Origin of the sequence: Acinetobacter seifertii, from assembly GCF_000368065.1 — a bacterium.
Lineage (GTDB): Bacteria > Pseudomonadota > Gammaproteobacteria > Pseudomonadales > Moraxellaceae > Acinetobacter > Acinetobacter seifertii.
The window spans coordinates 210,904-224,099 of record NZ_KB851199.1 but is presented as its reverse complement, the minus strand read 5'-3'; the positions used below and the strand labels follow the sequence as shown (position 1 = coordinate 224,099).

Below are 13,196 nucleotides of genomic sequence, written 5' to 3'. Positions count from 1 at the left end.
AAAGGACACTTTGGGTGTCCTTTTCTGTTTTTAGTGAGCTAAGGTCCATCTCGTGGCATGGGTCTGTTAAACTAGGCCTTGGTGTTTTGGCGATGTGTGTTATGAGTCTTGCAAAGTTAATTAATGAATTAAATGCTCAGCAAAAAAAGGCAGCAACGACTACGGCTCAAAACTGTCTGGTTTTGGCTGGAGCAGGCTGTGGCAAGACTAAAACGATTGTTGCTCGCGCAGCTTATTTAATTGATCAGGGATTACCTGCAAATCAAATCCAGATTTTAACGTTCACGCGCCGTGCCGCGAGTGAAATTGTTGCAAGGGTTGAACAGCATGTTGGGGCACAAGCCAAGGGTCTTCGTGCATCAACCTTTCATACCTTTTGCATGTACTTGCTGCGTCGTAATCCACAAGCATTTGGTTTAACCCAATTTAGTATTATTGATCGTGATGATCAGTTACTCATGTTTCGCTTATTGAGAGGTAAAGACAAAGATAACGTTTTACCTAAAGCAGCAGAGCTGTGTGATTTATATTCTTATGCCCGTAATACGCAATCTAAGCTTTCAGAGGCATTACTCAAGCAATTACCTGAAGTATATGAGTACAAGGCACAAATTGCGGAGCTAATGAAAACCTATGAGCAACGTAAAAGAGAGCGGAACTTTTTAGACTATGACGATATTTTGTCGATTGTCGCTGTTCATTTGCAAAACTCGGAAGCACTCACAGATTGGGTTGCAGGTTTTTGCCAAGCTTTGCTGGTCGATGAAATGCAAGATACCAACCCTTTACAGTGGGCACTTTTGCAGCCACTCATTGGTAAGGTGAAATTGTTTTGTGTGGGTGATGATGCTCAGTCAATTTATGGTTTCCGCGGTGCCGACTTTGAAAACATTCATTCTTTTAAAGAACGGATTCCTGATGCCGTTATTCATACCTTAGATTTAAATTACCGCTCAACTCAAGAAATATTGGATTTATCAAACTGGTTATTAGCTCATAGCCCAATCGATTATGAAAAACAGCTACAGGCATATCGTGGCAAAGGGCAAAAGCCACAGCTCCACTTATTTGGTAATGAATTTGAAGAAGCTAATTGGATCGCACAAGACTTAATAGAGCGACATCAGCAGGGCGCAAATTGGTACGACCATATGGTCTTAGTTCGTTCTGGCTACAGTGCTCGCTATTTGGAAGGGGCATTTATTGCTGCTGAAATTCCTTATCGTTTTATTGGTGGCGTAAAGTTACTGGAATCCGCACATGTAAAGGATGTACTCAGTCTATTGCGTATTGTGAGTAACCCGCAGGATGACTTGGCTTGGATGCGCTTTTTAACCTTATGGGATGGTATTGGTGATGTTGGTGCCAGTAAGTTAGCACAAGAGTTAATGGGCATTAGTGAGGTTGAAGAGCGTTGTCAGCGTTTGGAGTGTCATGGAAAAGTCCCTTTACAGGCTATTTTAATTTTGAAACAGCTTGATGTGTTACAGCAGCATGTTGAAGCAAGTATTGGTTTGGCACTCGATGCCCTAAGTGAACAGTTAGAGCAAAACTATAAAACGAAAGACTGGTCACGTCGCGCTAAAGATTTTGATTTGGTTAAACAACTTGCGCGTAAGCATGCATCGCTGGGTGAATTTCTTGAAGAATATGTGCTTGAGCCGATTTCAGTTTCTGAAATTGAAAAAGCGGGTGATGATGATTTAGTGACTTTAATTACAATTCATTCGGCTAAAGGTGCAGAGCAAAAGGTATGTTATGTACCGCATGTTTCGCCAAATCAGTTTCCATATGCACGCGCACAGGGGGATTTTGATGATGTCGAAGAAGAACGCCGTGTGTTATACGTTGCATTAACACGTGCGGAAAATGAATTGATTTTGACGAAGCAAAACCTGAATACATGGTCACAAGACACGTATGATGAACAAGGTCGTAAAATCGAAAGTTATTTCCTAAATGATCTACCCGCGCATTTAGTTCAGGCAAAAATTCATCGTCAAGTTCCACAGCCATTTGCCAAAAAACAATGGAACACTTCACGAACAGTAAACTTAGGTTTTGGTATCGATCTCGACTAAACTACTGTATAAGACACTGTGAATACTCAAATGTATATTGGCCTTTATTTTGAAGGCCAATGAAGGTTGGAAAATGAAAATATTAGTTCGTAATTTAGATCGTTTAGTGACTGAAGCTGAAGTTTTAGAGCTGTTTAAGGCTTATGGTAAAGTTGAGTCTTGCGTCGTTGTAACCGATAAAGAGACAGGTAAATCAAAAGGTTTTGGCTTTGTCGAAATGCCGAATCCACGTGAAGCAATCAAAGCCATTAAAGGCTTAAATACACTTAAAGTAAAAGGTTACGGAATTCGCGTTAAAGCCGCTGAAGAGTAATGCTTTTATGCAACAATTTTTAGCTCTTTCTGTGGTTGCTCCCAATGGAACCCGTATAGCCCAAGGTGTAAAGACACTGGAAGTCCGTTCATGGGTGCCTACAGAGTAGCCTCTTAAAGATCTATTAATTGTTGAGAATCTGAATTTTTTAATCAATGATGGTGATGAGTAATAACGAAAAATTTATCAACTTGCTTTGGATTTTCCATAAATAACGTTGATTTTATCAATGGAGTCGTTAAGCTAAGAATAGTCATATTGATGGCAATCTTTAGAACAGGAAAGTTTAGTTATGTCACGTGTTGCTCGTTATCATGCCGATCGTACCAATCAAAAACTCTATTTTGCGCGCTTAGCGTGTCAACAAGCAGAGCAAACTGATCATGTACAGCAGGTACAAGCTTATCGTGAAACAGCTGTCTTTCACTTGCATGGTGCAATGCTGGCTTTTCTGCAAGAACTCGTACGTTACTACCGTTTAAATGACTCACAGCCGACATTAAAATCGATTGAAGAACTCATGGCTGCAAAAGGTCAGGTTTCTCCTGAGGTTTCTGTTTTGCAGCAATTAGCCAAAGATGGCTTTGTTGCAGAGTTAAAGCGCGCTTACCGTATGTGTCAGTACGCACCAGAACCAACTGAACCAACGCCAGAAGAAGAAACATCTTCTAATTTGATCATTAAAGTGACTCAGGGACCTCAGTCATGGTTGCCCGATGTGAAAATCTTGCGTGAATGGCATAGAGAATTAAGTCATTTAATTGATGGTTTTCGTAACGAAATGGTCGAGTTCTAAAATTAAACTGTTTAAGCGCTTGAAATTTAATCCTAGTGCGCCTATATAAATAAGACGAGAGATGCAAAGTGCAAGGGTGCTTTGCCACCATGTTGAAACATGGAGGAAGTATATGTCTATACAGCAATTGAAAGAGTTATTTGGCAATCAAGAAGCAGTGTTGGAGTTAGTCCAACTCGAAGGTGGTGAGCTTGCCTTGCGTAATGCTGGTTCTGAAAAAGAGCCCTTGGTTAAAATTCAGTTTAGTGATGAACTAAAAGAGATTTTAGGCGAGCAAACGCCTGTAGTTGCACAGCATATGATTCAGGCTGCTTTATTTGGACTGCTCGAAAAGCAGGTCAATGAATGGCAGGCTGAGGTTGTAGATGAGCAGCCTAAATTTCTAAGTTAAAAAAAGCGTACTCTAGAGTACGCTTTTTTGTATAAGTTAATGATGTGTTGACTGATGCGCCAGTTCGATTTGATTTAAAATATGATGACTCATATTCTTTGCCATTTCTTCTTTTGCATAGAATACTTCGCCAATATTTTCATCTCGAATAACTGCTGCTTCTTCTTTACTTTCTGCACAAATTAAAACCTGAATTTGAGGGTTTAATTGTTTGGCAATATCTACAATTCGGTGAATATCTAAAATATCCATAGGGGAAATCACCAATAGTCGTGCATGCATGATATGCGCCTGAATTAAAACTCCAGGTTCAGTTGCGACACCACTCACGGCAGCAATATTTGCTTGACGTAGCTTTTCTACAATTTCACGATTTTCTTCTGCAATCACGACTTTAATATTCTGATTAATCAAATTTTCAGTAATACGTCGTCCAACACCACCATATCCTACAATCACCACTTGATCGCGTAGATAAGCTTGATCAACTTCATCTGGCAACATTGCGAGTGGGTCACCACTGCGCTCAAGAAGTCGTGCTAAATGAGAGCGTTCACGAATCCAACGTTGTACAGGTTCAACTGCCGAGAAAACAAAAGAGTTAAGTGTAATAGAGAACAAAGCGCCTGCTAAAATCAGGTTTTGAGCTTCTAGCGTTAATAGACCTAAAGACACACCAAGTGTTGCCAAAATAAATGAAAACTCACCAATTTGTGCAAGGCTGGCCCCGACGGTCAAAGCAGTATTGATTGGATAGCGGAAAAATAAAACCAAGGCCATTGCAGCAAGAGTTTTACCCACCATAATAATCGCGATAACTGCCAAAATATGCAGTGGACGCTCGATAAGGATATGTGGGTCAAACAACATTCCTACCGAAACGAAGAATAAAATCGAGAAAATTTCACGTAGAGGAAGGGTTTCTTCTTCTGCACGGTGGCTAAAGTCTGATTCTTTTACCACCATACCTGCAAAGAAGGCTCCTAAGGCCATTGAAACCCCAAAGATGGCATAAGAGCCATAAGCGATCGAAACAGCAGCTGCTACGACAGTCAGCGTAAATAGCTCTCTTGAACCTAAGCGCGCAACAAACTGCATAATGATAGGAACAACACGCTTACCCACAATAAGCATAAACGCAATAAAGCCAATCACTTTTAATAGAGTGATTCCCAGTGTTAGCCAGATATTTCCTTCTGCGCCTGCTGGTGCTTTTCCACCAAGTAAAACCGCTGTAGCTGGAAGAAGTACTAAAACAAGTACCATTACCAAATCTTCAACTAACAGCCAACCTACCGCAATTTTGCCGTTTACAGAGTCTAAAAGACCACGGTCTCCTAAAGCTTTTAATAATACAACGGTACTCGCACACGATAAGCTTAAGCCAAAAACCAGTGCAGAGCCAAAGCTCCAGCCCCATAGCATTGAAACGCCAACACCAAGTAAGGTAGCAACGGCTATCTGTAAAATTGCACCTGGTAAGGCAATACGACGAACTTGTAAAAGATCATTTAATGAAAAATGCATCCCAACGCCAAACATGAGGAACATGACCCCGAGTTCTGCAAGTTGGTTCGCTAGATGAATGTCTGCTTCTATACCGGGAGTGTTGGGACTAATAATAATTCCGGCAATTAAATAGCCGATAAGAGGGGGAAGTCGTAGTCGGGCGGCAATATAGCCAAAAAAGAGGGCAACGCCGAAACCAACAGCAAGTAAAATAATTAAATCTACGTCATGCGGCACTAAAAACTCCTTTTACGTGAGTTAGGCTAAAGACAAGCATAAAAAATGCCAAGGCGGAATATGTAGAAAGTTTAACAAAAAGGTGGGTATAAAAAAAATGCAAAAAAAACGACTTCTTTAAGAAGTCGTTTTTTTCGACGCTAAAATTATTTGATTTTAGCTTCTTTGAAAATCACGTGTTGACGGATTTTTGGATCAAATTTTTTGATTTCCATTTTTTCCGGCATAGTACGTTTGTTTTTAGTCGTGGTATAGAAATAACCTGTACCAGCTGAAGAAACGAGACGAATCTTATCACGCATTGCTCAGACTCCTTAGATCTTTTGACCTTGAGCACGAAGGTCTGCAACAACCTTTTCGATACCCAATTTGTCAATAATACGCATACCTTTAGTGGTTAAACGAAGACGTACAAAACGTTTTTCGCTTTCTAACCAGAAACGGTGGTGGTGCAGGTTCGGCTCGAACCGGCGCTTGGTTTTGTTGTTGGCGTGTGAGACGTTGTTACCAACGACTGGACGCTTGCCGGTAACTTGGCAAACCTTAGACATGGTGTAACTCCATTGATTTAGCCAACAGCAAATCTGTGGCCAGTCATACTAAATGTAAACGGATGAATTCATTCAAGGGGCGTTTTATACCAAAAATACGATTAAAAGACAAGCGAAATTGGTAAAAACGAGGCATGATCTAGTGTAACAGATCATGCCTTGATCAGTTAACGCAACAAGGTTTTCGAAATGAAGCGATGAATTGGTTTATTGAACGGTGGAAGAATGTATTTCAGGCTATAAAGTTTTGGATTTGACATCACTGAACGTTCATGTGAAAGCCCGAAAAAGCCTTCTGGTCCGTGATATTTGCCCATACCTGATGCCCCAATTCCGCCAAATGGCAAGTCATCTTGAGCAACATGGGTAATGACCATGTTAATTCCGAAATGTCCTGAATGAGTATGCTGAGAGATATAATCGGCGCGTGCCTGATCATAGTCAAAATAATACATTGCTAAAGGACGTGGACGACTATTAATGAACTCAATGACCTCTTCTATTTGGTCATATTCTAAAATTGGTAGAACAGGACCAAAAATTTCATTTTGCATAATATCCATTGCAGTTGTTACACCAGTCACTAAAGTTGGTGGAATTTTGCGGACATCATCTAAAATTTCATTTTGCGGATTGATTTCAACAATACGAGCACCCTGATCACGGGCATTTTCAAGATAACCTTGAATCCGGTTGTACTGTTTATCATTAATAATAGAAGTGTAGTCTTGGTTGTTGCGGAAATGAGGATACATTCCAGCCACAATCAATTTAAAATTCTCGATAAACTCGGCTGTTTTCCCGCGTGGCAAGAAAATATGGTCTGGCGCAACGCAAGTTTGGCCTGCATTCCATAGTTTACCCACAGCAATACGCTGTGCGACATCTTTCATATCTACAGAAGCATGTACCAGAGCAGGGGATTTACCACCCAACTCAAGAATAACTGGCACAAGGTTTTGAGCTGCGGCTGCCATGACAGTTTTACCAACCGAAGTCGAGCCTGTGAAAATCATTTTATCGAAAGCTAAATGGCTAAACGCATCGGAAATTATACCGCCACCATTTACAACAGCGACCAACTCTTGTGGGAATGCTTCCGCTAATGCACTTTCAAGAACTTGTCCAAAGTTTGGAGAAGCACTCGAAATTTTGATCATGGCATGGTTACCAGCTGCAAGAGCACAAATAAGTGGCCCAACTGATAAAAGTAATGGGTAGTTCCAAGGTGTAATAATGCCAATAATACCCATTGGTTGATATTGTACCCAACCTTTTGCTGGCTGATGTAATACACTGATATGGCGTTTTGATGGTTTCATCCAACCGGTTAAGTGCTTACTGTAATACTTGATTTGTTCAAGACAAGTAAGCAATTCACCAATTTTGGTTTCCATAATGGCACGATTACCATAATCAAGGTTAATTGCTTCGGCAATCTGATCTTGATATTTTACCAAAACTCTTTTAAGACGAGCTAAACGATCAATACGTTCTTTAGCAGTGGGTACCGGATGACGTAAGTAGGCAATCTTTTGCTGCTCAAGCAAATCATGTAAATGCTTAACATCATAAGGAACCTGAGTCTCTGGATTTGTTTTTGTTTGACTGTTCATCGGTACTTACCAAATATACTGATATACTTAGTTTTTAGAGTAAATACTCTAAAGAGTCAAGTTGGTTTCTGTATTCACGTCTTAACCATATGAATTAACGAAGGTTATTGAAATGTCTCTACCTAAAGCTCTGAAGACAAAAGACCGGATTTTACAAATCAGTTTGCAGCTTTTTAATGAGCGTGGCGAACGGTCTGTCACAACCAATCATATTGCTGCAGAGTTGGGGATTAGTCCTGGAAACTTGTATTACCATTTTCGAAATAAGCATGAAATCATTAAGGAATTAATGTATCAGTATCAGGTAGAGACTTTAGAAATGCTCTCTTTACCTGAAGACAGACCTTTAACCACTACTGATAAAATTAACTACTTTCAAGTGTTAAGTGGTCAACTCTGGAATTATCGTTTTATTCATCGTGATGTTTATCACTTAGTTGAAAGCAATGAAGACTTTAAAAAGATCTATCCGAGATTTGCAGGCCAAGTCATGCAACAAGGGCAAAAAATTTATCAAGCCTTTGTCGACGCAGGTCTTATGAAAATGACGGCTTCTGAAATTGAAGCACTCATTATTAACCTTTGGATTGTTTTAACGAACTGGACTAATTTTTTATATATGTCTGGACATATTAGTGACAACAATCATCTTGAAGAAAAATGGGTTTGGCAGGCATTGCGTCAGATGGTTTTCTTAGAGGGTCCTTATTTAATGGGTGAAAGCCGTGCCACTTATGAACAACTGCTCGAATCACTTGGGCCTTCTGATCTTTTCGCAAGCTTGTCATCCGTAAAAGATGAATAGTTGTGCTTGTTTATTTAGAGCGCTAGAATACTCGGCTTATCAAAAATTTGTCTCAATTAAGTGATATTAACAAAATGAATATGACCACTGCCAATACAGCCCGTTTACTGATTACTTGTGAAGACAAGCCTGGGATCGTACAGGCTGTATCGAGCTTTTTGTACCATCAAGGTGCAAACATTACCGCGCTTGATCAGTATGCGACGGAAGCTCAAGGCGGGCGTTATTTCATGCGTGTTGAATTTGAACTTGATCATTTACAGTCGCGTAAAGATGCATTAATTCAAACATTTGCTGTCAACGTTGCTGAGCGTTATGGCATGCAATGGCGTCTTGCATTCGTAAACGAAATTAAAAAAGTTGGTATTTTAGTTTCTAAAGTCGACCATGCTTTACTTGAGTTATTGTGGCGTCATGCACGTGGGTCGTTACCTTGTGAAATTACGCATGTGATTTCTAACCATGAAGACTTACGTGAATCTGTTGAAAACTTCGGTATTCCATTTACTGTAATTAAAGTAACTAAAGACAATAAAGCTGAAGCTTATGCTCAAATTGATGAAATGATGCAAGGTAACGACTTATTAGTTCTTGCACGTTACATGCAGATTTTAAGCGAAGATTTTGTTGCAAAATGGGAAATGAAAATCATCAATATTCACCATTCATTCTTACCTGCTTTTGTTGGTGCAAACCCATATAAGCAAGCATATGAAAAAGGTGTGAAGTTGATTGGTGCGACAGCTCACTATGTGACTGCTGACCTAGATCAAGGTCCGATTATTGAGCAAGACGTTGAACGTGTAAGCCACGATTATAATGTTGAGCAGTTGCGTGAGCTTGGTGAAGATGTAGAGCGTAATGTATTAGCTCGTGCTGTTAAATGGCACTTAGAAGACCGTATCATTGTAGATGGTAATAAGACGGTTGTTTTTTAATCACCTCATATTTTTAAAAGCATGCTCTTAGGCATGCTTTTTTTATGGCTAAAATAAATTTAAAATGTTATAACGTAACATAAATTTGATGTTCGATTGCTTAGCCTTAATATTTAATTGTTTAATCAACGCTTACGTTGAGCACAGTTTGATAAATAAGAAATGAACTCATAGTTTTTAGTGTGCTGTTTATACAAGAGAAAAGTAAGGTGATATCACTTTATGAAGTTAGATAGCACAATACTGGGTAGTGTTTTTCGCGAAAAAGTAGTTGCAAATGAAAACACTTCTCATTTATTATTGTGGCACTTTATTGTTCTATCCGATGTTTGGAATCGTTTCTCTTAATTAAAGATCGAGATCATCATCCATTAGGTAATTAGATTCTTATGAGTCAATCTTCCGCAGCCTTAAACTCTCCTAATCCGATGAAAAAGAAAGTCATCACGGCCCTAATTGCGGTTGCAATTGGTCATATCGGGGTCTTATGGGCAGTTAGCCACATTAAGCCTGCTGAATTAAAGCCAATCGATAAAAAACCTTTACAGGTACGTTTTGTAAAAATTCAAGAGCAACCGAAACCACTACCTCCTAAACCAAAGGAGCCGCCTAAAAAGCCGGAACCTAAGAAAGAGGTAAAAGAAGTTAAAGTTGTTGAGAAACCTGTGATTCCACCTAAACCAGTGGAAAAAATCCAGCAGGTGAAAAAGGCTGAAACTCCTAAACAAACAGTAAAGACAGAACCTAAAGTTGAACCCAAAATAGCTGCTCCAGCGACAACTGTGACTGAAAAAGTCGTTGAGAAGCCAAAACCAGTGGTACAAGAGACTGCTAAAGCTCAACCTGCACCAGATCCGTCACCAAAACGCGTTTCAATTGGTGGCTCAGGTGTGCAGTGGAGCCGCTCACCACGATTGGCTGTTTCATCAAAAGATTTACAAGGTGAAGCGCGCTCAGTTGTTGTACAAATTGAAGCTGATGAAAAAGGCAAAATTATCAATGTGCGTGTGACCCGAAGCAGCGGTATTTCAAGTCTAGATGACAAAGTAGTCCGCGCTGTACGATCTGCAAAATTTAAACCTTATATGGAAAATGGTGTTGCTTATCCAATTAAAGCAGAGCAACCGTTTGATTTAACCCCTTAAACGAATTTGAGTCCCAACGGCTAACCTTAATCAGGAGTTCGAATATGAACTTTTCAATCTATTGGCAACATGCAGATGCAGTGAGTAAAACCCTGTATTTCATTTTATTGGCAATGTCGATTGCTACTTGGACAGTTTTCATCTTACGTTTGATGGGGACTCGCCAACTAAAACAACAAACTTATGCCCAACTTTCTAAGGCTATTACTTCGCTAAAAGCTAAGTTACAACCTTTAAGTTTTGAACAGCGTAAAGCAGTTGCAGAGCAAGCATTATTGCGCCAAATTTCTGCTGAAAAAGTCAATGCTGAAAAAGGTATTTCTGTTTTAGGAACAATTGCTTCAATTGCACCATTCGTTGGTTTGTTTGGTACGGTATGGGGTATTTTCCACGCGTTGGTTGCTGTAGGTAAGAGCGGACAAGCAGGATTGGCTCAAGTAGCTACACCAGTAGGTGAAGCGCTTATTATGACTGGTCTTGGTCTTGCAGTTGCGATTCCTGCAGTATTGGCTTATAACATTTGTGTACGTGCTAATCGTGGTCTTGCTCATGATTTACAAGATCAAGCACACAGTTTGTTAATCGATACGATGTTGCAGCAAGACTCAACTGTAAAGTCTGATGTTAAAACTGCAGAACAAAGTTATGTTGGAGGTCAAGCTTAATGGCTTTTCAATTGGGTGAAGACCACGATAGTGGCATAAATGAGATGAACCTCATTCCGCTAATCGACATTATGTTGGTGTTAATGATCATATTTTTGGTCACAGCAACAGTTGCCAACCCATCGATTCCATTAACACTGCCTAAAACAACTGCTGAAATTATTGATCCACCACCAAAAGCGATTACGATTAGTATTAATGCAAATGGTGAAGTGGCTTGGGATACTCAAGTAATTAGCCTTGATGAGCTTCAAAAACGTTTCCAAGAAGCAGGTCAAGGCGAGGTTAAACCTACGGTTCAACTTCGTGCTGATAAAGAGTCGAAGTACGATACTGTGGCTCAGGTAATGTCTCGCGCCAGTGAAGCCGGACTGAGCGATATTGCCTTTGTAAGTGAAAACTAAAATTTAGTTGACTCAATAAAAAAGCAACCAATTTGGTTGCTTTTTTATTATTCTGATTTATTGATCTTTCATCAGATGCTGGAATTTACTATATAGCTTTAATAGCTTAGGTGGAATCGCAAAGTTGCAATAACCTTGTGAAGGGTTCTTTGCATAGTAATTCTGATGATATTCTTCGGCTGGATAGAACGTCGGTACAGGAGACAATTCAGTCACAATATCAAGATCGTCATCTTTTAGCGTTTGAATCGTGTGTTCCGCTGCCTGCTTTTGCTCTTCGTTATAATAGTAAATAACAGAGCGGTACTGAGTACCAATATCATTACCTTGGCGGTTTAAAGTCGTTGGATCATGCGTTGCAAAGAATACATCGAGTAACTGTGAATATGTTACTTGCTTGTCATCAAAATCAACCAAGATAACTTCAGCATGCTGAGTATCGCCTTGACATACTTGCTCGTAGGTAGGGTTGATCGTATGTCCACCTGCGTAACCACTAGTTACTTTTTCTACACCACGGATCTGTAAAAATACGGCTTCGACACACCAAAAGCAGCCGCCGCCAAATAATGCCTGTTGCATTGTGTTTCCCTCTATTTCCTGCCTATTACAATAGGGTCTATCTATTTAGATTACAAAGTAAAGCATGTATAAAAAAGTAAAGAAAAGTGCATTACTTATTTCATTTTGCTTTAGGTAAACCTTGTCGAACGATTTGAGAGAAGTGTTCACTACTCTGATCTGAAAGTTGTTCAAAATGTTCAGTACGTGGATTGATATGTGCGATTTGATACCACTGCTTTAAACTAATATTTTGATTAAGAGCTTTAAGATCATATAAATAATTAGGTAAATAACCTGAGGCTATTAAACGATAATCTTTAGGAAGTTGATATGGATTAATCGCTTGAACCATATCGAAAATCAAGGTTGTACAATTACTTGTGAGCGTATTATACCATTTTGGTTGAGCACGTAGCTCATCTGACTTTTTAAGATATTCTAAAAATAGCGCTTTCTGTTCAGAACGGGGCATATTAATTGGGAAATTATAAACTTGCTCTTTACGAATGTTACTGCGTGTGTAGACAATATCTTTTTCATCGGACGCAATTAAGCTCAGTTCGTATTTTCTAAAAAAACCACCCACTGCCGAAAACTCTTCGTTCTTTTCTTTTCGAATTTCGATTGAAAAAACCAAGGGTTGTTGCTTTTTAAACTCAAAACTGACCAGAGTATGGGCAATTTGTGGTCCCATCCAGTAAGAGGTAATAATATTTATGCCATTTAACTGGTTTAGATCAAAAGTACGGGTTTCCCAGCGGACATCATAAGTGCCATCAGGGTGCCAGTTGAAGTTACGGATATTATGCAAGGTAATTACATCGCCGTGTTTTTCGTAACTTAGCATATTGGCAACTTCAGGATTCCAGTCACGGTCTTGACGTGCTGTAATCGAGAAATACCAAGCCAAAGAACAAGCCAAAGCTAACAGATAGATCAAAATGTCTGTACGACGGCTAATGATATGGCCATTGAAATATAAGCCAGCCATACTTAAAGCAAAGGCAATCCATATGCCAATAATAATGCGGCTGCCTAACCAGCCAAAAGGTTGTTGCACCCAAAGTGCTAAACACACCCAAATGCTGGAAAGCACAATAAACAACGTGAATAGACCATGTAAAGCGCCGAAGAGGAGGGCGATAATAAATTCACGTGTTCCGATATTGTGCATAGGCGGC

The 13,196-nt window shown here is 39.7% G+C and carries 15 protein-coding genes and 1 pseudogene; 10 read left to right on the top strand and 6 right to left on the bottom strand.

Annotation, left to right across the window (positions count from 1 at the left end):
- The first annotated feature begins 101 nt into the window (after window positions 1-101).
- The 5 genes and pseudogenes from F985_RS06010 (at window position 102) to F985_RS05995 (ending at window position 3,581) form a co-directional block, all read left to right on the top strand.
- On the top strand, window positions 102-2,081 hold the full coding sequence (locus tag F985_RS06010; protein ID WP_025469061.1) for an ATP-dependent helicase: 1,980 nt from the start codon (window positions 102-104) through the stop codon (window positions 2,079-2,081).
- 73 nt (window positions 2,082-2,154) lie between these two features.
- Complete coding sequence (locus F985_RS06005; protein ID WP_004698872.1) at window positions 2,155-2,394, top strand: RNA recognition motif domain-containing protein; 240 nt, start codon at window positions 2,155-2,157, stop codon at window positions 2,392-2,394.
- A 7-nt stretch (window positions 2,395-2,401) separates the two neighbouring features.
- Window positions 2,402-2,563 (top strand): annotated as a pseudogene (locus F985_RS25975) (ASCH domain-containing protein); the annotation flags it as partial.
- A gap of 123 nt (window positions 2,564-2,686) precedes the next feature.
- Complete coding sequence (locus F985_RS06000; protein WP_004698871.1) at window positions 2,687-3,190, top strand: DUF6586 family protein; 504 nt, start codon at window positions 2,687-2,689, stop codon at window positions 3,188-3,190.
- A 112-nt stretch (window positions 3,191-3,302) separates the two neighbouring features.
- The gene (locus tag F985_RS05995; protein ID WP_004698869.1) at window positions 3,303-3,581 is read left to right on the top strand and encodes a hypothetical protein; all 279 of its coding nucleotides are present in this window, start codon (window positions 3,303-3,305) and stop codon (window positions 3,579-3,581) included.
- 36 nt (window positions 3,582-3,617) lie between these two features.
- Here F985_RS05995 and F985_RS05990 read toward each other — a convergent pair whose 3' ends face one another.
- The 4 genes from F985_RS05990 to F985_RS05975 form a co-directional block, all read right to left on the bottom strand.
- Window positions 3,618-5,327 (bottom strand): cation:proton antiporter, encoded by a 1,710-nt coding sequence (locus tag F985_RS05990; protein ID WP_004698868.1) that lies wholly within the window; start codon window positions 5,325-5,327, stop codon window positions 3,618-3,620.
- Window positions 5,328-5,473: 146 nt separating this feature from the next.
- A complete protein-coding gene (gene rpmG / locus F985_RS05985) occupies window positions 5,474-5,629 on the bottom strand; it encodes a 50S ribosomal protein L33 (protein WP_001205031.1) in 156 nt (51 codons plus the stop codon).
- Window positions 5,630-5,641: 12 nt separating this feature from the next.
- On the bottom strand, window positions 5,642-5,878 hold the full coding sequence (rpmB, locus tag F985_RS05980; protein WP_000048256.1) for a 50S ribosomal protein L28: 237 nt from the start codon (window positions 5,876-5,878) through the stop codon (window positions 5,642-5,644).
- A gap of 167 nt (window positions 5,879-6,045) precedes the next feature.
- Window positions 6,046-7,494 (bottom strand): coniferyl aldehyde dehydrogenase, encoded by a 1,449-nt coding sequence (locus tag F985_RS05975; protein ID WP_004698864.1) that lies wholly within the window; start codon window positions 7,492-7,494, stop codon window positions 6,046-6,048.
- A 112-nt stretch (window positions 7,495-7,606) separates the two neighbouring features.
- On the opposite strand from F985_RS05975, the gene F985_RS05970 reads away from it, so the two are divergent.
- From F985_RS05970 to F985_RS05950, 5 genes are all read left to right on the top strand, one after another.
- Window positions 7,607-8,299: a TetR/AcrR family transcriptional regulator gene (locus tag F985_RS05970; RefSeq protein WP_004698863.1), complete on the top strand. Its 693-nt coding sequence runs from the start codon at window positions 7,607-7,609 to the stop codon at window positions 8,297-8,299.
- Between the two features lie 74 nt (window positions 8,300-8,373).
- Window positions 8,374-9,237 carry a formyltetrahydrofolate deformylase gene (gene purU, locus F985_RS05965; protein WP_004698860.1) on the top strand — a complete coding sequence of 288 codons (864 nt, stop codon included), beginning with the start codon at window positions 8,374-8,376 and terminating at the stop codon, window positions 9,235-9,237.
- A gap of 389 nt (window positions 9,238-9,626) precedes the next feature.
- The gene (locus F985_RS05960) at window positions 9,627-10,382 is read left to right on the top strand and encodes an energy transducer TonB (protein WP_004698855.1); all 756 of its coding nucleotides are present in this window, start codon (window positions 9,627-9,629) and stop codon (window positions 10,380-10,382) included.
- Window positions 10,383-10,426: 44 nt separating this feature from the next.
- Window positions 10,427-11,047, top strand: a complete 621-nt coding sequence (locus F985_RS05955) for a MotA/TolQ/ExbB proton channel family protein (protein WP_004698853.1) — start codon at window positions 10,427-10,429, stop codon at window positions 11,045-11,047.
- Window positions 11,047-11,451 carry an ExbD/TolR family protein gene (locus tag F985_RS05950; protein WP_004698850.1) on the top strand — a complete coding sequence of 135 codons (405 nt, stop codon included), beginning with the start codon at window positions 11,047-11,049 and terminating at the stop codon, window positions 11,449-11,451. Before F985_RS05955 ends, F985_RS05950 begins: the two co-directional genes overlap by 1 nt.
- A gap of 57 nt (window positions 11,452-11,508) precedes the next feature.
- Here the strand turns inward: F985_RS05950 and msrA are convergent, their stop codons facing one another.
- A complete protein-coding gene (gene msrA, locus F985_RS05945) occupies window positions 11,509-12,033 on the bottom strand; it encodes a peptide-methionine (S)-S-oxide reductase MsrA (RefSeq protein ID WP_004698848.1) in 525 nt (174 codons plus the stop codon).
- 100 nt (window positions 12,034-12,133) lie between these two features.
- Window positions 12,134-13,189 carry a DUF4105 domain-containing protein gene (locus tag F985_RS05940; RefSeq protein WP_004698841.1) on the bottom strand — a complete coding sequence of 352 codons (1,056 nt, stop codon included), beginning with the start codon at window positions 13,187-13,189 and terminating at the stop codon, window positions 12,134-12,136.
- Window positions 13,190-13,196 lie beyond the last annotated feature (7 nt).